Origin of the sequence: Pseudomonas migulae (genome assembly GCF_024169315.1) — a bacterium.
GTDB lineage: Bacteria > Pseudomonadota > Gammaproteobacteria > Pseudomonadales > Pseudomonadaceae > Aquipseudomonas > Aquipseudomonas migulae_B.
The window spans coordinates 2963159-2984478 of record NZ_JALJWR010000001.1 but is presented as its reverse complement, the minus strand read 5'-3'; the positions used below and the strand labels follow the sequence as shown (position 1 = coordinate 2984478).

Annotated in this window: 12 protein-coding genes; 9 read left to right on the top strand and 3 right to left on the bottom strand. The window is 52.7% G+C overall.

The window, feature by feature from the left end:
- Nucleotides 1-2: 2 nt before the first annotated feature.
- The 7 genes from wbjC (at nucleotide 3) to J2Y86_RS13610 (ending at nucleotide 11767) form a co-directional block, all read left to right on the top strand.
- Nucleotides 3-1121, top strand: coding sequence for a UDP-2-acetamido-2,6-beta-L-arabino-hexul-4-ose reductase (wbjC, locus tag J2Y86_RS13640; protein WP_253432148.1), 1119 nt, complete (start codon nucleotides 3-5; stop codon nucleotides 1119-1121).
- A 104-nt stretch (nucleotides 1122-1225) separates the two neighbouring features.
- Nucleotides 1226-2356, top strand: a complete 1131-nt coding sequence (wecB, locus tag J2Y86_RS13635) for a non-hydrolyzing UDP-N-acetylglucosamine 2-epimerase (RefSeq protein ID WP_253432145.1) — start codon at nucleotides 1226-1228, stop codon at nucleotides 2354-2356.
- 15 nt (nucleotides 2357-2371) lie between these two features.
- The gene (locus J2Y86_RS13630) at nucleotides 2372-3625 is read left to right on the top strand and encodes a glycosyltransferase family 4 protein (protein ID WP_253432142.1); all 1254 of its coding nucleotides are present in this window, start codon (nucleotides 2372-2374) and stop codon (nucleotides 3623-3625) included.
- Between the two features lie 622 nt (nucleotides 3626-4247).
- Nucleotides 4248-6692, top strand: a complete 2445-nt coding sequence (locus tag J2Y86_RS13625; protein WP_253432139.1) for a hypothetical protein — start codon at nucleotides 4248-4250, stop codon at nucleotides 6690-6692.
- Nucleotides 6693-6713: 21 nt separating this feature from the next.
- A complete protein-coding gene (locus tag J2Y86_RS13620) occupies nucleotides 6714-8210 on the top strand; it encodes a hypothetical protein (RefSeq protein ID WP_253432135.1) in 1497 nt (498 codons plus the stop codon).
- Between the two features lie 551 nt (nucleotides 8211-8761).
- The gene (locus tag J2Y86_RS13615) at nucleotides 8762-9718 is read left to right on the top strand and encodes a UDP-glucose 4-epimerase family protein (protein ID WP_437180661.1); all 957 of its coding nucleotides are present in this window, start codon (nucleotides 8762-8764) and stop codon (nucleotides 9716-9718) included.
- A gap of 51 nt (nucleotides 9719-9769) precedes the next feature.
- Nucleotides 9770-11767 carry a polysaccharide biosynthesis protein gene (locus tag J2Y86_RS13610; protein ID WP_253432132.1) on the top strand — a complete coding sequence of 666 codons (1998 nt, stop codon included), beginning with the start codon at nucleotides 9770-9772 and terminating at the stop codon, nucleotides 11765-11767.
- Nucleotides 11768-11850: 83 nt separating this feature from the next.
- Here J2Y86_RS13610 and J2Y86_RS13605 read toward each other — a convergent pair whose 3' ends face one another.
- The 3 genes from J2Y86_RS13605 to J2Y86_RS13585 form a co-directional block, all read right to left on the bottom strand.
- The gene (locus J2Y86_RS13605) at nucleotides 11851-12249 is read right to left on the bottom strand and encodes an HvfA family oxazolone/thioamide-modified RiPP metallophore (RefSeq protein ID WP_253432129.1); all 399 of its coding nucleotides are present in this window, start codon (nucleotides 12247-12249) and stop codon (nucleotides 11851-11853) included.
- Between the two features lie 499 nt (nucleotides 12250-12748).
- Nucleotides 12749-18895 (bottom strand): calcium-binding protein, encoded by a 6147-nt coding sequence (locus J2Y86_RS30200; RefSeq protein WP_301308738.1) that lies wholly within the window; start codon nucleotides 18893-18895, stop codon nucleotides 12749-12751.
- A 163-nt stretch (nucleotides 18896-19058) separates the two neighbouring features.
- Nucleotides 19059-19295 carry a hypothetical protein gene (locus tag J2Y86_RS13585; protein WP_253432126.1) on the bottom strand — a complete coding sequence of 79 codons (237 nt, stop codon included), beginning with the start codon at nucleotides 19293-19295 and terminating at the stop codon, nucleotides 19059-19061.
- 25 nt (nucleotides 19296-19320) lie between these two features.
- On the opposite strand from J2Y86_RS13585, the gene J2Y86_RS13580 reads away from it, so the two are divergent.
- Together J2Y86_RS13580 and J2Y86_RS13575 are read left to right on the top strand one after the other, a co-directional pair.
- A complete protein-coding gene (locus J2Y86_RS13580) occupies nucleotides 19321-19548 on the top strand; it encodes a hypothetical protein (protein WP_253432122.1) in 228 nt (75 codons plus the stop codon).
- Between the two features lie 42 nt (nucleotides 19549-19590).
- Nucleotides 19591-21312: a type I secretion system permease/ATPase gene (locus J2Y86_RS13575; protein WP_253432119.1), complete on the top strand. Its 1722-nt coding sequence runs from the start codon at nucleotides 19591-19593 to the stop codon at nucleotides 21310-21312.
- Nucleotides 21313-21320 lie beyond the last annotated feature (8 nt).

The following is a 21320-nucleotide window of genomic DNA, read 5'->3' as shown; positions in this document are numbered from 1 at the left end:
CTATGAAAGTCCTGATCACGGGTGCTGATGGGTTTGTTGGTAAGAACTTAATTGCGCATTTGAGCGAGCGTAATGATGTAGAGATCGTTCGATTCGTTCGTAGTGATGATGCTGATTGCTTACCGCTTATGGTGTGCGATGTGGACTTCATATTTCATCTAGCGGGAGTTAACCGGCCGTTGAATGTTGAGGAGTTCAAGGACGGCAATACGCATTTGACCCAAATGTTGTGTGAGGCTGTCAAGGGTAGCGGTAGGCCCATTCCAGTACTATTTACATCGTCCATCCAGGCAGAGCAGAGCAACCCTTACGGAATCAGCAAGCTGGGTGCGGAGCAGACGTTGCGAGAGCTGGAGCGTTCCCACGGTTCAGTTGTCCACTTATTTCGTTTGCCCAATGTGTTTGGCAAGTGGGCTCGCCCGAATTATAACTCTGCAGTGGCAACGTTTTGCCACAACATCAGCCGTGACTTGCCGATCCAGATCAATGATCCTGATGCATGCATTAATTTGGTTTATATTGATGATGTCGTATCTTATTTCATAGCTGCAATGGATGGTAGTGTAAGCGGAGGGGAATATATCGATGTTAATCCCGTTTACAGTATTACCGTGGGAGCATTGGCCGAGCAGTTGAAGGCGTTTCGTAGTAGTCGTGCAAATCTCGTCAGCGAACCAGTGGGAGCGGGGTTAGTACGTGCTTTGTATTCAACTTACGTTAGCTATCTGGCACCTGAGAAGTTCACCTATGAAGTGCCTAAGCATGGTGATCCACGTGGGGTATTCGTGGAAATGCTCAAGACAACTAACAGTGGTCAATTTTCTTATTTTACAGCTCATCCCGGTGTGACACGGGGTGGTCATTACCATCACTCGAAAACAGAGAAATTTTTGGTAATCAGAGGCAAGGCGTGCTTTCGTTTTCGTCATATTGTTTCTGATGAATTCTATGAACTGTTCACCACCGGTGAAAACCCCGTAATAGTCGAAACTGTCCCTGGCTGGACTCACGACGTTACCAACGTCGGGGGGGAGGAAATGATTGTCATGCTATGGGCCAATGAGATTTTTGATCGCGAACGACCTGATACGTACTCGATGCCCGTTGGGCCTCAGGCATAGCCTCCTGGGTGATGTATTGCTATGGTTGTCTAAGAAGCGGATATTTGACGTAAAGTGTTCGCTCGTGTCTCACTGGCCTCAATGGTTTTCTACAGAGTTTTACAATGAAAAAGCTAAAAGTTCTTACCGTAGTTGGTACCCGACCTGAAATTATTCGTTTGTCGCGGGTAATCGCCAAACTGGATCAGTACTGTGAACATGTTTTGGTTCACACTGGGCAAAACTATGATTATGAGTTGAACGAGATTTTTTTTCAGGATTTAGGAATTCGTAAGCCGGACCACTTTCTCAATGCCGCAGGCGTTAGCGGTGCGCAAACTATCGGGAATGTAATTATTGCCGTAGATAATGTACTGGAGTTAGAGAAGCCTGAAGCTCTTTTGGTCCTTGGAGACACCAATAGTTGTATGGCTGTCATTCCCGCCAAACGGAGAAAGATCCCAGCCTTCCACATGGAAGCTGGTAATCGCTGTTTTGACATGCGTGTTCCCGAGGAGATTAATCGCCGAATAGTCGATCACACGGCCGATATCAATCTGACTTACAGTTCGATCGCGCGTGATTACTTGTTACGTGAGGGATTGCCGCCAGATATGGTCATTAAGACGGGGAGTCCTATGTTCGAAGTGCTTAATCATTACCGAGACGGTATTGAAGCCTCTGATGTTCTGACCCGCCTAGAGTTGGAAAAAGGACAGTTTTTTGTAGTGAGCGCCCACCGTGAAGAAAATATCGACTCGGACAAAAATTTCCTAAAGTTGGTGGAGGTCCTCAACACCGTTGCAGCTCACTATAATCTTCCCATAATTGTGTCGACTCATCCACGCACACAGAAGCGTGTAGATGCAATGGGTGTGGTGTTCCATGCCAATGTCCAACTACTAAAACCTTTGGGGTTTAAGGATTACAACAAGCTGCAATTAACATCCAAAGCGGTTTTGTCTGACAGTGGCACTATCAATGAAGAGTCTTCCATCCTCAATTTTCCAGCGCTGAATATACGAGAAGCTCATGAGCGTCCTGAAGGTATGGAGGAGGCGTCGGTAATGATGGTCGGCTTGGATGTTGAGCGCGTAATGCAAGGTTTGCATATTCTTGAAAGTCAGGAACGCGATGATCAGCGAGGCTTGCGACTGGTGGCCGACTATAGCATGCCCAACGTTGCCGAGAAGGTTGTAAGGATTATTCATAGTTACCGTGACTATGTGATGCGTACTGTGTGGAAGCAATATTGACCGGGTGCACTGTTTATGGATAAGCCGCTGAAAATTCTGGTTGTTTCTCAGTACTTCTGGCCAGAAAATATGCGCATCAACAATATGGTCGAAGGTTTTGTTGCCAAGGGCCATGAAGTCACCGTGCTTACTGGGCTGCCGAATTACCCAGAAGGACAGGTTTTTACTGCCTATAAAAAAGACCCTCCACAATTTTCAAACTATCACGGGGCCGAAATTGTCCGTGTGCCAATGCTTCCGCGGGGGCGCAGTAGTGTAACTCTAGCGCTTAATTATCTATCTTTTTTTAGCAGCGCGTCAGCGGTTGGGGCTTACAAGCTTCGTAAGCATAAGTTCGACGTTATTTTTGTTTATGCTGTGTCACCGATCATGGCGGCTATTCCTGCAATAGTCATTGGCGGTTTGAAAAAGACACCTGTATTACTTTGGGTGCTTGATCTTTGGCCGGAAACATTAAGCGCGGTCGGGATGATCAAGAACAAAAGGCTTCTGGCCCTTGTTGGTAGTATGGTGTCCTGGATATATAATCGTACTGATTATTTGCTAATGCAGTCGAAGTCTTTCGAAGAAAATATTAGAAAGTACTGTAGAAAGGATATCTCTCCTGAACGACTGATTTATTTTCCCAGCTGGGCGGAAGAGGATTTTCATTCGGAAATTGAAGTGCCATCCGATATTCTCTTACGTGACAGCTCGGTATTTACTATCGTTTTTGCAGGCAATCTTGGAGAAGCCCAGGATTTTTCATCTATTTTGCAAGCTGTTGAATTACTCGGCTCTGAACTACCAGTGCGATGGGTCATCGTTGGTGACGGTCGGGTCAGCAACTGGTTACACGAACAGGTGGCAATTCGAAAATTGAGCAATGTTTTGCTGCTGGGCCGCCATCCGCTGGAAAAGATGCCTGCGCTTTTTGCGGCAGCAGACGCTCTGCTGGTATCTTTAAAGACTAACGAGGTCTTTGAGAAAACGGTTCCAGGAAAAGTGCAGGCCTACCTAGCCTCAGAAAAGCCGATTATTGCGATGATTGATGGTGAAGCGGCCAGAGTAGTGAATGAGGCTGGTGCGGGTATGACGTGTCAGTCGGGTGATGCGTCAGGGTTGGCGGGAATCGTGGGTGCGATGGCTGCTCTGAAGCCTGAGCAGCGTCAAGAGATGGGCAAGGCAGGCAGGCAGTACTACCTTGAGCATTTCTCTAAGGATCGGCTTTTCGACCGACTCGAAATCATTTTTCGCAAAGCGCGTATTAGGCGCAGCAAGGCGCTATGAGGCCTGGCGCCTTTTACAGATGGCATCGAACGCCCAATAGCTTGGGTAAAGTTGATGTTCGCGAGTGAATAGCCGTCGTTTAAACTCAAGTGTTCGATCACTTGAAAGTAATCTAGTTGTATAGGTAGCGGCAATCTATGAAACAGTCTACTGAAGTGATAATCCTTTCTGAACGCGGGGCCATAAGTCATATTTTATCCAAACGGGTGTCAATGAAATACTACGTGAACGGTTGATTTTTCGACCAGCCAAGGTGCAACTGGGCTGAAGCAGAATTGGTCTGGATGCCCACCGCCAGCGTAAGCAATTGGTAGTGGTAGTATTTTTTACATGTGATGTGTCATGTGTGCCATTACGAAATTTTCTCAGCGAGATCGGCCAATAGGAGGGAATTGCTAACTGAAGGACGAGGATCACTACCTATTGGGTTTCGAAGCGGAAAGCCTCAACGAAATGATTCAAAAAAGTGACGAGGCTTTCATCGGAAACTAGATAGGTAGCGGCTTGCTTCAGATTGGCGTGTATGGTCTCTGGGGGGCGTCTCTTGTATGATCGCTATCAACGTGTTTGCCTTCAGTAAATGCTGAGGGCCCTGCGTCATTGAATTGGATTCATAAATCTTGTGAAGAGTCTATTGGTTTTTCCCGCCGCTTTCATGGCCAACACATTCGCTTTGACGCTGGTGATGATTGGCTTGAGCCTGTTTGGTAAACCGGAATTGGCGGCTGATTTTGGCATTGTACATGGGGCCACTGTTGCTCTTTTTTACGCATTTTCCGGAAACACCAGAAGCCTTATTCTTGGCGGCGGAGAACAAGTAAAAACATCCTATCACTTGCGTCTACGCTGTTTTATGTTGATTCCTCTTTACCTGTTTGCAGTCATATTAAGCGTTGGCTTAGTCGCCTCAAGTATGTGGGTGATTTTATTGCTGATAGGCCGCCGAGCATGTGAATGGTTAGCTGAAGTATTCTTGAGCGAACAAGAGCGGGAGCATTTGCCTATCCCCGCTTTTATGTTTTTTCTTACTCAAGGAATATTAAGTCTTTTGGTTCTGGTGACTCTAGTCCTGGATAGTTTCGCCAGCTATGCGGCTTTGACACTATGGGCGATATCACCGCTGTTTTGGTGTATGCGTCGGGATATTTTCGCTGATGCATTAAAAAGGCCGTCCAAAGGAACTGACTACCTGAAGGTGTTGTTGCCTAACTTCGGTTCAACTGCGGTCATAGGTGCTTCCGTCTACATAATTAGGGTTTTTATAATTCTCTTGGTAGGAAGGGAAATCGCGGGCGATTTTTTTTCGGCCTTCGCCCTTGGTGGTATTCTAGGTAGTATATTTGCTCTTGCTCTAGGTCCCACACTAGTACGGCATGAAGGTGACTCTTCACGTGTCGTGCATATGGTGCGAATACTTAATTGTATGCTGGCCGTTTCGTTTGGATTAGGGGTTCTCCTTGCCGGGCTTTCCATATTTAGTCCTGATGTATTACTTTGGACTGGAAAGAGTTCTCTTTTCTGGCTCGCCGTGGGCTGCTCACTTATCGGTGGGGTGGTCATGGTCAGAGCGCAGAGGGTTCGTCTTCGATTACTTCAGGGGGCTCTAGGCAAAGATACATTCGGCGCTGATATTTTGACGAATATATTGCTCGTCGGCTGCGCGCCATTCCTGTATTACATCCTGGGGGTGGAAGCGCTATCAGGGGTGTACCTGCTAGGTGCTATCTTGTCGTTAGTGTTTTACTCCAGCGAAGCCGGCGTTTTATTTGCTCGGTTTTCCAAAGAGCGTTGGGTTTATTATTTGCTGGCATGTTTTATTTTTTTACCACTATTTTTACAATTGTCGGCTGGTATATATCAGGGAGAAGGTACCGTTCATTCGGGCGACGTAAAGTTTGCAATGCTGCCTATACCAATATCTGTATTGGTTTGTTATGTAGGTATTGTGATGCTGGGGGGGTTCTCTAAAGCACGGATATCTCTCGTTTTTATTTTCTTTACTTTTGTGGGTATGTTTCTTACAAGTTTGCTGTTGGCGACAGATTACGGGCTCGATGAAAGGTCGAAGTTGACGTTGCTCCTGCAGTACATGCTTCCAATGTTTGCTCTGGTGCTTGGGCAGCAATATGCATCAGGAAAAGATGCGGATCTGATTCTGGCGAAGTCTATTTTCTGGGTTTTGATTGTTATTGTTCCTCTTCAGGTGGCTTTCACGGTGATTGAAGATACGCGTTATTTGTCTTCATCTTTGTATTTATTTAGTGTGTATCAGGGGGCTAGTTATGTGCCCGTGGTGTTTGTAGGTGGATTCTTACTGGTGTTGTTCTCCTTTTGGAGGGAGAATAAGTATCGGGAGGCCCTTGCAGCGCTTTCATTTTTTATGGGGGTGTACGCCACTTTTTCGGCGTCACTCATCGCATTGGCATTTTTCATTGGTGGGGTTTTTCTGTTTTTGGCTAGAAGTTTTATTTTACGAATAGACATTTCTAGAGCGTTGCGTATATGTGGGTTTGCTTATGTTGCTGTTTTTTTGGCGTTTCAATTTTGGTTGGGGGGTGGGCTCCTTCGTAGTAAGAGTGTCGCGCTACCGCATAATTGGTCTGAGAGTTTCATGTTGACACCTTTTCGAGACGCTTTGGAGTTGCGGGCCTCCCATTGGGAGGTTTATTACACTGGGTTTATTGATAATATTAGTTCGTTCTTGCTGGGGCATGCTCATCTCTTAGATCGGAAGATGTTTCCCAGTGCATATAATTACTATTTGGATTTTCTATACAACTTCGGCGTCATTGCTGCCTTGCCGCTATTGGCGATCATTGTATTTGCTATTTATAAAGTAGTGGTTCGGTTTGCAGTGATTTTTGCGTCGGATAAGTTGTGTGGATTAACAGTTGTTACTCTGTTCATGTTGCTCGTGGATAACTCCCTGCAGGTGGGTATGCGGCAACCTTACTCGGGGATAATAGTTTTTTTCTTGTTGGGCATTCTACTTTCTAGTATCTGCCGGCAAGACGGTGATGCTCTAATACGGTCTGGTGTGGTTAAGTCTGAAACTGGGCTAGGGTAAAAAATTTAAGGAGTCGGGTTTATGCGTTGGAGCGAGTTTCCGAAATGGCTGAAAGCTATAATTGTGACGGTTATCTTAACGTTGTTTGTATTGGGGGCTTTGAATTACCCAGGTAATCTTATTTATTATGCTTTGCTAAGCCTTGTAGCTAATGTTCTTCTTTATTTTGGGTTTAGGGATAACGCAATTTTTTTTGATACATTTATTGGCGTTTTTTTCTGGCTCGGATTCTGGATGAAGCTTTCTTTCCGCCTCGCTTTTATGGATGGAAAGTTCGTAGATGCGGGCGCTTTTGATGGATCTATCGGTGCGATGGATCGGGTGGCTCTAGTGTCGTCCTGCGGTCTGTTTGCTCTGGTCGTGGCGAGTTACTTGCGTGAAAGATTTATTTTTAACTACCCTAAAGTTTTGCCCGCTTTTGCGCAGGATGGATTGTTTTGGTTGTATGGGAATTATAGAAAGTTAGTACTGTGCGGGTTCTTGGTTTTCATTGTTTTTATCGGATTTACCAACGTATATCTAGGTATTTACCAGCGAGGCGAAGTTGTTAGGACTGTTCTTCCATTTGGCTTGAATAGATTGGTTATTTGGCTCCTTTTCTTTGGTTTGGCTGCCACTATGGCGGTTATTTTGAATTTTGAGTTCAGGTTAAGTAAGAAGACCTTTTGGCTCGCGGTCATATACTCGTTTCTTGAAGGGGCTATTTCCAGTACGTCGCAACTGAGTCGTGCCATGATCCTGAACTCGGGTTCTATCCTGTATGGGGCGATTTTTCAGGCGCGGCTGGGCGCGTTGAGATTAAAAAAACGTCTGATTGTGGTTGTTTTGTTGGCATTTTTCGGTTTGTTTGTCAGTTCGGCTATTGGCGTGACCTACGTTCGTAATCACGCGTATGTCGGAGAGCTTTTTGAGTTAAAAAAACGTATGGCAATGGAAGAGTCAGAACAGAAAGCATCCAACTACGCCACGCCTGCTGATAAAGCTGTTTATGTTAAAGAAAATGTAATTAAACAGTCAGTTGTAGGTGTGGCAGCTTTGTTTTTGGATCGCTGGGTGGGTATAGAGGGTGTTATGGCGGTATCCAGTTATCCACACCTTGGGTGGGACCTCTGGCGTCAAGGGTGGGCTGAAGTTTATGACGAGAATAAACTGAGTTTTTATGATTCTAATATGATTTTGTCTGCCTACAGATTTGCAAACACTTCAAAGTTTCATTTTGTCTCGTTGTCTGGAATAGTAGCGTTTTTCTTTTACCCTGGCTCTTACATGTTTTTGTTTTTCTCCATGATTTGTTTGGGGGTTTCTGCGGGGTTGCTGGAGCTGCTCGTTTATAGATTTGGCGGTAAAAATTTAATACTTTGCTCGCTGTTTGGACAAATTATCGCGTATCGATTTATGAATTTTGGTTACGTGCCGGGGCAGAGTTATCTATTGTTCGGCTCAATTGCTCTTTACGTGTTCCTGCTTTGTCTCGTGGATAATACCTTGATCTATGCTCGTTCTAAATTCGCTACCTGAGGGTTTGTCGTATTAGTAAGTGCTGTCGGCGACCCAAGGTGGAGGGTGCACTTAACTCGTGCACTGTTTTCGAAGTATGCCCATGGGTGCCACCGCAGTGCGCAGAGCTACAGTTGGGCCAAGGCCTCCAAGTTCAACAGCCAGGAGCGTTACGCGTGGCTACGCCATGTGCAGGAAGGGCTGTCGCATGCACAACCGATTGGGGGCGATGAAACCTTGCTTCCATGGAATTCTCGTCAGAGATGCCACCGTAAGAGACTGCTGCATCTGGAGGTTGGTGTAGCTCGTGGACCGCTTACGTTGCAGGAGTTACGGAGCTGTTGCTAAAACTCGTTCACAGCGAGGAGCCGCTCGATGCTTAAAGTCATCACCTTGGGATATACTCGCTCCGAGCCGATCGTCACAACCGGCTCGGACGCGCAGGAAACCCGAGACGATTACATGCCGAAGATTGAGCGTTCCGATGTTCTGCGACTCGGGGGGGCTTAAGGGCGATTAGTTGTTATTGTCAGTATCAACCGAACGGCATGGGATAACGCCTGGATGCAAGCATGATGCAAATTCTTTTGACCGGAGCCAGCGGTTTCGTAGGCTCTGGGGTCCAGGCTCGATTGCTGGAAAACCGTGATGTGACAGTCCGTTCTGCCTATAGGCAATTGCCCGGACAACTACCTTCGAATCTGCAGGTTTGCCAGGTCGACTCGCTCGAGTCCGACACTGACTGGCAGGCTGCGCTCGCCGATATCCAAGTGGTGATCCACTGCGCTGCGCGGGTCCACGTGATGGCGGAGACAGATGCCGATCCTCTGGCGGCCTTTCGTCGGGCCAACGTGCAAGGCACTTTGCAGTTGGCCAGGCAGGCAGCCGAGGCCGGCGTAAGGCGTTTTATCTATCTCAGCTCGATTAAGGTAAATGGCGAGAGTACGCAGCCAGGTTATGCCTATACCGCGCAGGACCAGCCTGCACCGCTGGATCCCTACGGTGTTTCCAAGCTGGAAGCCGAACTAGGGTTGTTGGCCTTGGCCGAACAGACGGGTATAGAGGTGGTGATTGTTCGCCCGGTCCTGGTTTATGGCCCCGGTGTGCGCGCCAACTTCCTCAGCATGATGAACTGGTTGAACAAAGGCGTGCCGCTGCCGTTTGGGTCGATTACCAACAAGCGCAGCCTGGTGGCCTTGGACAATCTGGTCGACCTGATAGTGACTTGTATCCAGCATCCCGCCGCTGCCAACCAGGTTTTCCTGGTGAGCGACGATGAAGACCTGTCCACTAGCGAGTTGCTACGGCGAATGGCTCGGGCTTTGGGCCGGCCTGCGCGCTTGTTGCCATTGCCGATGTGGCTGTTGAGCGGCACCGCGCAACTGTTGGGGAGAAAGGCCTTGTCCCAGCGTCTTTGTGGCTCGCTGCAGGTCGATATCGAGAAAACCAAAACCTTGCTGAATTGGACTCCACCGGTTGGCGTAGATGGGGCATTAGCAAAGACTGCGAAAGACTTTCTGGAGCGGTGAGTGTGAGAGGGTGGTTTGCAAGCCTGAAGTCGAGCGAAGGGAAATCGTGTAATGCGTGAGCGTTTATTGAGTCTGTCGCGTAGCTACAAGCGCGTCTTACAGTTGTCGGTTGATATTGTTTTGGTCTGGGTCGCGCTCTGGCTGGCATTTGTCGTGCGCCTGGGAATCGAGCGGCCAGTTAATCCTTTCGGGGACTATGCCTGGTTGTTCGCGGCCGCGCCGGTTATCGCAGTACCCATCTTTACTCACCTTGGCTTGTATCGCGCGGTGATGCGATATTTCGGTAATGACGCACTACTCAGTATCTTCAAAGCCGTGACCTTGTCGGCGTTGGTGTTGACTGTCTACGTCTACTTGTACCGCCCTGACGTATTGGTGCCGCGTTCGCTCATTATCAATTACTGGTGGTTGAGCTTGTTGATGATCGGCGGCCTGCGGTTGTTCATGCGCCAATATTTTCTCGGCGACTGGTTTCTTGCCGGCCAGCATGTACCTTTTCTGCGTCAGGATGATGATGCTCCCAAAGTCGCCATCTATGGCGGCGGGGCAGCCGGTAACCAATTGGTTGCAGCACTTCGGATGGACAGGGCAATGCGCCCGGTTGCCTTTATCGATGATGACGTGGGCGTTGCGAACAGGGTAATCGCCGGACTGAAGGTCTACCGGTCTGTGGATATCGAGCAACTGATCGAGGACACCGGAGCATCTGAAGTGTTGCTGGCCATTCCATCGGCTTCGCGCGCCAGACGTCGTGAGATTCTGGTCGCGCTTGAATCTTATCCAGTGCATGTGCGGACGATTCCTGGGTTCATGGACCTAGCCAGTGGCCGGGTCAGTGTCAGCGATCTTCAGGAAGTCGATATCATCGACCTGCTCGGGCGAGACACGGTTGCGGCGCAACAGGCGCTTTTCGAACGCTGTATCCGTGGTCAGGTCGTCATGGTCACGGGTGCTGGCGGCTCCATCGGTTCGGAACTGTGTCGGCAAATCCTCACCAGCAAGCCAACGGCGCTGGTCCTGTTCGAGCACAGTGAATTCAACCTCTACAGCATTCAGAGCGAGCTGGAGAAGTTGATTTACAGTAAGGGACTGAACGTCGAACTGGTGCCGATCCTCGGTTCGATTCGCAACAGTGAGCGTCTGCTGGATGTAATGCGCACCTGGAGCGTGAAAACGGTCTATCACGCCGCGGCCTATAAACATGTGCCGATCGTCGAGCATAACGTTGCCGAAGGCGTACTGAACAACGTATTCGGGACCTTGCAGACCGCCCAGGCGGCCGTGCAGGCAGGCGTTGAGCACTTCGTGCTGATCTCCACCGACAAGGCTGTGCGGCCGACCAATGTCATGGGATGTACCAAGCGCCTGGCCGAGATGACGCTACAGGCTCTCAGCCGTGAATCCCATCCGCTGTTGCTGGGCGAGCACTTCACGGCGCCTTGCACCAACGCGACCCGGTTCACCATGGTGCGATTCGGCAATGTGCTGGGTTCGTCCGGTTCGGTGATCCCGCTGTTTCGCGAGCAAATCAAGAATGGCGGGCCGATTACAGTGACCCACCCGAACATGACCCGCTACTTCATGACCATTCCCGAGGCCGCACAACTGGTGATCCAGGCGGGCTCCATGGGCCAGGGTGGTGACGTGTTCGTGCTCGACATGGGGCAGCCAGTGAAGATCGCCGACCTGGCGGAAAAGATGGTCCATCTGTCTGGTCTTTCCCTGCGTAGCCAAGAGCGGCCCAATGGGGACATCGCGATCGAGTTCACCGGGCTGCGCCGCGGCGAAAAGCTCTATGAGGAGTTGTTGATCGGTGACAACGTATCCCCAACTGACCACTCGATGATCATGCGCGCCGATGAGGAGCATCTGCCGTGGGAGGAATTCAAACTGGCGATTTCGGCGCTGTTGAAGGCTGTCGCGAAGGATGACTATGTGCAGGTTCGCGCGCTGCTGTGCGATACGGTCAACGGCTACACACCCGAGTGCCAGATTGTCGACCTGATTCATCAGCGCCGTCAGGTGGCGGGGGATCCTGACGACGTTTGACTGATACGGACGCTGGGTGAAAATTCGACAAACGAAAAAAAGCCGCGCTTCTCGATAGAGAGGCGCGGCTTTTCTTTTTGGATTTACGCGCCATCTTGGTCTTTCAGGTGTTCGAACAAGCCTTTTGGCATTTTCTTGCCATTGGCTTCGTAGTTGGCTTTCACGTTATCAAACGCCTCTTGTTCGTCGATGAAGCCGTCATGGTTGGTGTCGATCTTGTCGAAGTTCGACTTCGGCGCCACTTTCAGGAATTCCGCGCGGGACACTTTGCCGTCGTCATCAGTGTCGGTTTTTGCCATTGAGGCATCGCCGCACTTGCCTTCGCCACATTTGCCTTCAGGGGTTTTCACCACCTGTTCGGCGGAGGCCAGCAGATAGCCCTGGGTCAAAGGCTGTGAAGCGAAAACCGAACCGGACAACATCATGCCACCGGCCAAAACCGCGCCGAGCAAACCGATAGTGTTTTTGGTGGTACGGGACATTTCAAATCTCCTGGGTTGCACGACACAACCGCTCGATAAAGGTAGCCACGTGGGTGCGGCGTTAACCGAAGCTGGCGGGGGGCCTTGCTCGGATGTGGCCATTTAACGGGTGGGGTGTATCGCTACTGTGTCGCGCAAGGGGGAGTTTGTAAGCGAAGGGGCGAAACCGCGGGAGGAGACACAGTGAGACACACAAGTGTCAGAGAGTTAGACCGAGGCGCCTGCATCGCGGGCAAGCCTTGCTCCTATAGGTTGATGATGACCCTGTAGGGCCGCGCCTGCGGCAGATCCTGAATAACAGGAGCGCACACACCGCTTGGAAACAGGGCGCTTGGCAAGGCGATCTGACATGCGAAAAAACTGAGGAAGTAAGAGAAATATAAGACAGGATTGGTACCAATCCCGGCCACTACCTTGCGGTAATGGACGGATTGGAAGGTTACCTATTATCGGATTGTCGGCAGCGCATCGGCGCTGCCGACTTCTCGACTGCCCTGGCTTAAAGCACCAGATCCGCCGCGGTCAATGCTGTGACGCCCACCAGCTTGATCGAGAAATCAGCCGCGTGGTCGGTGTTGCTGTTGCCGTAAATCACCACATAGCTGCCTTGATCGTCCGAGCCGGTTTCGTAGCGAAGTTCTTTGGCCGCACCTGTGAAATCGTCCGCCTCGCCCACAAACTTGTAGCCCTTGAGTGCCGAGAAGTCGAGCTTGTCGCCGCTCCCCGGTTGATCGGCGTCTGTGGTGAATTTCCAGACTTCATCCTGCTTGGCACCCAAACCCATTTCGTTGAGGGCATTGAACTTGAAGATGTCGACCCCGGTGTTGCCCATCATATGGTCGGTGCCGGTCCCGCCGATCAGGATATTGGTGCCACCCACGCCGGCATAGAGATTGTCATCTCCCGCACCGCCGATAAGGGTGTTGTTGCCCTCGTTACCAAAGATCAGGTTGTTGGCGGCGTTACCGGTCAGGGTGAGGTTCAGCGTCCCGGTTTGCCGCGCATCGAGCCATTCCAGATTGGCGCCCAGGGTGACGGAAGCGGTACCCTGGAAGGCCGCGATGTCATCACTGTCCATACGCAGTATCAGGGTGTCCCGATCGCCTTCACCGGTTTTCTCGGTGATGGTGTCTTCCAGCGCCACGGTAGCCTTGGTACCGGCGCCTTTGGTGACCAGGTCAACGACGTAAGTGTCGTTGCCTTTGCCACCGATCAGGCTGTCCGCACCTGCACCGCCGTCGATCCGGTTGGCCTCGTCGTTGCCGGTGATGATGTTTTTCAGCCCGTTGCCGGTGCCTTCGATAGCCGATCCGGTCAGGATCAGGTTCTCGACGTTGGCCGCCAGGGTGTAGTCGATCGACGCGCTGACAGCATCGACACCTTCATTGAGCAGCTCGACGACGCTGTCGCCGATGTTGTCGACGAAGTAGGTGTCGTTGCCCTTGCCACCGATCAGGGTATCCGCACCGACACCGCCGTTCAGGACGTTGTTGGCGGCGTTGCCGGTCAGGGTGTTATCGAGCCCGTTGCCCACGAGGTTGATCGCCGCGAGGGAATCGATAATGGCGTTTTCGATATTGTCGCCCAAGGTGTAGCTGTTGCCGGTATAGGCGGCGACACGCACGGTGTCATTGCCACCATCGGCTGCTTCGACCACCACGTCCTTGTTGCTGTAAATCACGTAGGTGTCATCGCCGTCGCCACCGGTCAACAGGTCGCCGCCGTTTTTGCCGTCGAGCAGGTCATTGCCGGTACCGCCGGTGATTTCGTTGCGCGCCGCGTTGCCGGTCAGCTTGTTGCCCAAGTCGTTGCCGACCAGATTGAACAGCCCGGTGCCGGTGACGGTGAGGTTTTCGAAGTTCTGCAGGTTGCTGCTGTTCAGATCGATGCTCTGGGCAAGGGTCTTGGACGCATTGTTGTAAGCAATTTGCAGGGTGTCGTTGCCTTCATCCGCCGCTTCCGTCACCAGCGCCAGCTCTTCCACCTTGTCGAGGACGTAGGTGTCGTTGCCTTTGCCGCCGATCAGGGTATCGATGCCTGCACCGCCATTGAGAACGTTGTTGCCGTCGTTGCCGGTGATGATGTTGGCGGCGGCGTTACCGGTCAGGTTGATTGCCAGCGAGCCCGTCGCAGAAGCGTCGAGGTCTTCGAGGTTCAGGCCCAGGGTCACGGCCGCAGTACCGCTGAAGTTGATCAGCGCATCGCCGCGCAGTTTCAGGATGTCGTGATCGCCTTCACCGGCCTTCTCGGTGACGGTGTCTTGCAGTATGGCGATGGCTTTGGCGCCGACACCGCTGGTGACCAGGTCAACGACGTAGGTGTCGTTGCCTTTGCCACCGATCAGGGTGTCCGATCCCGCGCCGCCGTCGATCAGGTTGGCCTCGTCGTTGCCGGTGATGGTGTTTTTCAGCTCGTTGCCGACGCCTTCGATAGCCGACCCGGTCAGGATCAGGTTTTCGACGTTGGTCGCCAGGGTGTAGTCGATCGACGCGCTGACAGCATCGACACCTTCATTGAGCAGCTCGACGACGCTGTCGCCGATGTTGTCGACGAAGTAGGTGTCGTTGCCCTTGCCACCGATCAGGGTATCCGCACCGACACCGCCGTTCAGGACGTTGTTGGCGGCGTTGCCGGTCAGGGTGTTATCGAGCCCGTTGCCCACGAGGTTGATCGCCGCGAGGGAATCGATAATGGCGTTTTCGATGTTGTCGCCCAAGGTGTAGCTGTTGCCGGTATAGGCGGCGACACGCACGGTGTCATTGCCACCATCGGCTGCTTCGACCACCACGTCCTTGTTGCTGTAGATCACGTAGGTGTCATCGCCGTCGCCACCGGTCAACAGGTCGCCGCCGTTTTTGCCGTCGAGCAGGTCATTGCCGGTACCGCCGGTGATTTCGTTGCGCGCCGCGTTGCCGGTCAGCTTGTTGCCCAGGTCGTTGCCGACCAGATTGAACAGCCCGGTGCCGGTGACGGTGAGGTTTTCGAAGTTTTGCAGGTTGCTGCTGTTCAGATCGATGCTCTGGGCAAGGGTCTTGGACGCATTGTTGTAAGCAATTTGCAGGGTGTCGTTGCCTTCATCCGCCGCTTCCGTCACCAGCGCCAGCTCTTCCACCTTGTCGAGGACGTAGGTGTCGTTGCCTTTGCCGCCGATCAGGGTATCGATGCCTGCACCGCCATTGAGAACGTTGTTGCCGTCGTTGCCGGTGATGATGTTGGCGGCGGCGTTACCGGTCAGGTTGATTGCCAGCGAGCCCGTCGCAGAAGCGTCGAGGTCTTCGAGGTTCAGGCCCAGGGTCACGGCCGCAGTACCGCTGAAGTTGATCAGCGCATCGCCGCGCAGTTTCAGGATGTCGTGATCGCCTTCACCGGCCTTCTCGGTGACGGTGTCTTGCAGTATGGCGATGGCTTTGGCGCCGACACCGCTGGTGACCAGGTCAACGACGTAGGTGTCGTCGCCAGTACCGCCAATCAGCGAATCCACACCCGCGCCACCATCGAGGGTGTCATTGCCGGCACCGCCACTGAGGATGTTCTTGCCGCTATTGCCTGTGATGACGTTGTCCAGCCCGTTACCGTTGCCGTTGATCGCGGAGGTGCCGGTCAGGGTCAGGTTTTCCAGGTTGTTACCCAGGGTCAAGGTGATCGAGGACTGCACCGTATCGATGCCTTGGTCGGCATTCTCGGTGATCACGTCCTTGAGGTTATCGACCACGTAGGTGTCATCACCCGCCCCGCCCTTCAAGGTGTCGGCCCCGGCGCCGCCATTGAGGATGTCGTTGCCGTTTCCACCGTCGAGGGTGTCGTTACCGGCACCACCAGTCAGGGTGTCGTTGCCTCCTTCACCTTTGAGAATGGCCGAACCCGAACCGCTCCAGATCAAGGTGTTGTCATTGGCATCGCCAGTGAGCGTCGTGGAGTTGCCGTTCTCATCGAAGCGCTGGCTATGGATATCGCCTATCAGGTTATCCGACGACAACACTTCCCACGTGATCACGAAGCCGCCGTCCTGGGTGGCGTTGACCACCGGGAACATGTCGTTTTCATTGCTGGTGATCAGCAGCTGATTGCCGACTTTGACGCCATTCTTGTCATAGACCTGCGCATACAGGTTGGCGTCTGCCGAGTGCGCGGCTTCGTCGGAAGTTGCCCAACTGATGACGTAGCCGCCACCTTTCAGTGCCGTGATCGCCGGCTCGCCCTGAATTTCCGAAGTGGGCGTATTGACCAGCGTTTCGCCGCCCAGTTTTACCCCTTTGTCGTTGTAACGCTGCATGTAGACGTTACCGGTAACCGGCTCGCCGTTTTTCAATGTAACGCTAACCCAGGTCACCACCAGGCCACCGTCTTCAAGCGTGGTAACTTCCACTCCATCCTGATCGCCGGCCTTGCTGGTATTGATGGGTGCTGCACTGCCATCGCCGACCTTTTGACCGTTGGCGTTGAAGCGCTGCATGTAGATGTCTACGTCACCCGCGGATTTGGTTTCGCGTCCCCAGACGATGACGAAGCCGCCATCTTTCAGGCTGGTGATGCTGGGTTCTTCGGCGAAGATCGCGGCGTCCTTGACTTTGGTATCGACCTTGACCATTCCGCCGATTGGCGCGTGGGTGTCGCCGTTGAACATCTGCATGTACAGTTCGGAGGCGTAAAACGGCGAAGAGCTTGAGCCGCTGGAGCCATTCATCTCCTCTGCCCAGGTCACCACATAGTTGCCATTGGTCAGAACGGTAACCGCGATGTCCTCGAAGTGAACATTGGGTTCGTCGCTGTCTTGCGGCGACAGGCTGATCAGGGAACCGGTGGCGGCACCATCAGCGTTGAACGCCTGGACCTCGAGCTTGTTACCGACAGTCGTCCAACCGATCACGTAACCGCCGTCGTTGGTCGCAGCGATCACCGGATTACGGCCACTGATGCCTTCCAGTAAACGGTCGTTGAGCAGCTCATGGTTCTGGCCAAACTGCTGCAGATGAAGCTGCCCGGCTTCCTCCCAAACCACCGCATAGCTGCCATCGCTCAACAGCGTGGATGCCGGTTCCATGGAGACCACACTCCCGGCTTCGTTGTCGAACTTCCCATCGTTGACGCCGATGGTCGTGCCGTCGCCGAAGACTACTTTTTCAATGCCGACCAGTGTTGTGTCCTGGTTGCCATGCACCACTACATTGCCTTGGCTGTCCTGAGTAAAACTGTAGCCGGACTGGCCCGACAAACCTGCAGTATCTACACCGTCGCCACCGTCGAGGGTGACGTCGTCGGTGCCACTCCAGTTCAAGGTATTGTCGTGTGCGTCTCCGCTGATCACCGTGGTGCTGGAGCCCACCAGCAGGTTATCGGCCGTGACCTTTTGCACGTGGACTTCAAAACCGCTTCCGCTTTTGACGCTTTCCCAACTGACCACGACGGTACCTGAGGTACGCACTGTGACGACCGGGGTGTCCATCAATTGTTCGTCAGTATCGGCGGTGGCCACCAGCACCGGCGAGAGATCGGTCTTGGTGCCGTCGGCACCGAAGCGCTGAATGTAAACACCGGCGCTACCCTGGGCGAATTCGTTCCAGGCCAGGACATAACCACCGTCCGGCAGCGAAGTGATTGCCGCGCCGTTGATCGAGAGGTTGCTGCCGACTTCAACCGGGTCTCCCACAGGGGAGAAATTCTTGTCGTAGAGCTGGGTGATGATCACCCGATCCATACCGCCCGTGCCTTGGTCAACACGGCTGAGTACATAACCGTCGGTGACGGGAGTGATGTCGAAGTAGGAGGCGTATCCGAAGTTGCTGACCAGACTGTCCAGAGTCTGAGTCGAATTCGCGACGACCTTGCCGTTGGCGTCAATCTGGCTGATCTGGAACTTGGAGTCGAATGTCCCGTTATCCGCAGAAAAATGCTGGGTGGTATAGGTCAGCCAGTACCCGCCATCGCCCGTCGGCAGCACGGTGATATCGTCGGCTTCGCCCAGGGCTTCGTTGCCCTTGGTCAGGGTTTGCACCGCGCCCGGCTTGCCGTTGGTGTAAACGACGGCCTTGATATCGGAAAGGTCGAGCCGTTCGTCACCCGATGCATGTTCATGGGTTTCACCCCAGGTCACGATGTACTTGTTGTCGGCCAGTACCGTGACTTGTGCGTCCTCCAGTTCGAAAGCGGCGCTCGCAACTTTCACAGCGCTGCCACTGGCGACGCCATTAGTGCCGAACGACTGGGTGTACACGGTAGAGACGTGAGTGGCGTCGTTTTCCGAAGTCCAGGACACAATGAACTGACCATTGGCCAACGCAGTGACAGAAGGATCATCCGCGTCTGGTGTTGAAATATTAGTGCGTTGCAACATCTCGCCATTGGCAGAGTAACGCTTGACCACGATGCCTTCAAAGTCGACGTTGCTCAATGCCCAGGAAATGACATATCCACCGTCGCTGAGCGCTATCACATTTGGGCTTTCGGCACCGTTGCCAGCCGTTTTTGTTTCGATTTCACGCGTAGCCGTCAGCGTGCTGCCATCGGTAAATTCCAGAACCCGCTCACCGTTGTCGCCGTCGACACTATGGATAACAGTTCCTTCGTTGTCCGTTACTACTATGTTTTCACCGTCATCACTGAAGCTATAATCCGTTTGATTTCCCGGGACTTGGGTCGGAGTGCTCATAATCCTTTCCTTTTCATAGCGAGATGCGGCGTTTTTGGCCGTGGCGTTGTTGGAGGGGGATGACCACTGTCATGTTCGCGCGAGCGCGAATGACAGTTTATATCGACTGCTAAAATTACAACGTTATAGCAAGGCGGCAAGCTAATGGCAATTAGCCATTTTACTATGGCTGCACGCTTTTCACCGGGCAGGTATTTTTTTTCTCGACAAGCAGATATGCTCGCCGCGCGGGATGCCAGGCTGCCAGCATCGGTAAATTTTTTTTCTTGTTGGAATTATTGTTTTGACAATAAAACCACTCGATAAAAATAGCGTTGTATAACACCAGAAACCTTGTTTTCAGTATTTCCTTAATGCCTGACTGTGCATTGAAATGTTGTTTTAACTCTCCACGGTTCATGCGTCCTCTATTAAAAAAGCAAAAAATGGCGACCATAAAGAGTGGTCATACAACTGGCAGTAATGTTTTGAGCTCTGAAGCTGAAGATTGCGTCACCGATGCCGATAACAAAATGATCGACATCGCCACCGATTCAAGCGTGAACGCAGACAACATGGTTTTGGATCTTTACAGCGACTCGGTGCATGCCCTGAAAGCAGTGAAAGGTACACATTTTTCCCACCACGAAGGCCCGTCTGCCCTTCGCGGATAACGAATTTTTCCGGCTCGCTACGCGGGTCTCAGGTAATGGACTATGTCAGCCCCTCCCAGGACCGAACTGGAAAATGCCCTAGCGGTTTGCAAAGGCAGCTTTCTTTCCGTTGGTTTCTTCAGCTTCTTCGTCAATCTGCTGATGCTGGTTCCCTCCTTCTACATGCTTCAGGTCTATGACCGCGCGGTAGGCAGCGGCAGCTTGTCGACCTTGCTGATGCTGACCCTGATCATGCTGTTGTTGATGATCACGCTCGGCGGGCTGGAATGGGTGCGCTCACGGATCATGGTGCGCATCAGCACACGCCTTGAAACACTGCTGGGCCAGCGCCTGTTTGATGCCAGTTTCAAGCAGGCACTCAACACCGGAGGCATGAACGCTTCGGCACAGCCGCTGAGCGATCTGAGCAACCTGCGTCAGTTCCTCACCGGCAACGGCCTGTTCGCCTTCTTCGATACACCATGGATTCCCATCTACCTGGCGGTAATGTTCATTTTCCACCCTTGGTATGGCTGGTTGGGTGTGATCAGCGCTCTGCTGCTTGTGGGGCTTGCGTACATCAACGACAAGCTCACCAATAGTCCGCTGCATGCCGCCAACCGTGAGCATATGGCCGCCACCACCTTTACCAACAAAAGCCTGCGCAATGCTGAAGTTGTCGAATCCATGGGCATGCTTGGGCAGTTGCGCCAGCGCTGGAGTGTCCGGGTTCACAAGGTGCTGTCCTTGCAAAGTACGGCCAGTGATCGAGCGGGCGCGATCTCGGCGATTTCCAAGACTTTCCGTCAGATCGTCCAGTCACTGGTGCTGGGCCTTGGCGCCTATCTGGCCATCCAGCACGAGATTTCCTCAGGTTTGATGATCGCCGGCTCGATCCTGCTAGGCCGGGCCCTTGCGCCGATCGATCAGTTGATCGGCGCCTGGAAGGGTTTTATCGGCGCGCGTTCGCAATACGATCGCCTGCATGAGCTACTGGAAAAAATTTCCGCCGAACCTCAGCGCATGTCTCTTCCGGCCCCACAAGGGGCGGTGAGCGTGCAGAATCTGTCGGTGGCACCACCGGAAAGCCGCAAAGCGATCATCCGTGGCCTGACCTTTGATGTGGCGGCGGGCGAATCGGTGGGCATCATCGGTCCAAGTGGCTCGGGCAAGTCCACCCTGGCCAGGGCTCTGCTGGGTATCTGGCCGCCCATAGCCGGCAGCGTACGCCTGGACGGAGCGGATATCACACAATGGCGGCGTGACGAGCTGGGCCCGCACATCGGTTACTTGCCTCAGGACATCGAGCTATTCGAAGGCACCATCAGCGAGAACATCTCGCGTTTTGCCTCGCTGGATGCGCAAGCCGTAGTGGCGGCGGCACGCATGGCCGGCGTGCATGAACTGGTACTGCAACTGCCCGAGGGCTACGACACCGTGATAGGCGCCAATGGTGGCGGGCTGTCCGGCGGTCAACGCCAGCGAATCGGGCTGGCCCGGGCGCTTTACCGCCAGCCACGGCTGGTGGTGCTAGACGAGCCCAACTCAAACCTGGACGACATCGGCGAAAAAATGCTTGCCCAAGCGCTGCACAAGCTCAAGCAAAGTGGTGCCACGGTGTTTGTGATTACGCACCGCCCCAATGTCTTGGCCCATGTCGACAAGCTGCTGGTCTTGAACAACGGCGATCTGGCCATGTACGGACCGCTGAAACAGGTCTGGGCCAAGCTGCAAAATACGCAACAGGCCGCCGCAAACGCGGAACCCACCTCCGCGCAACAATAAAGTGTAGA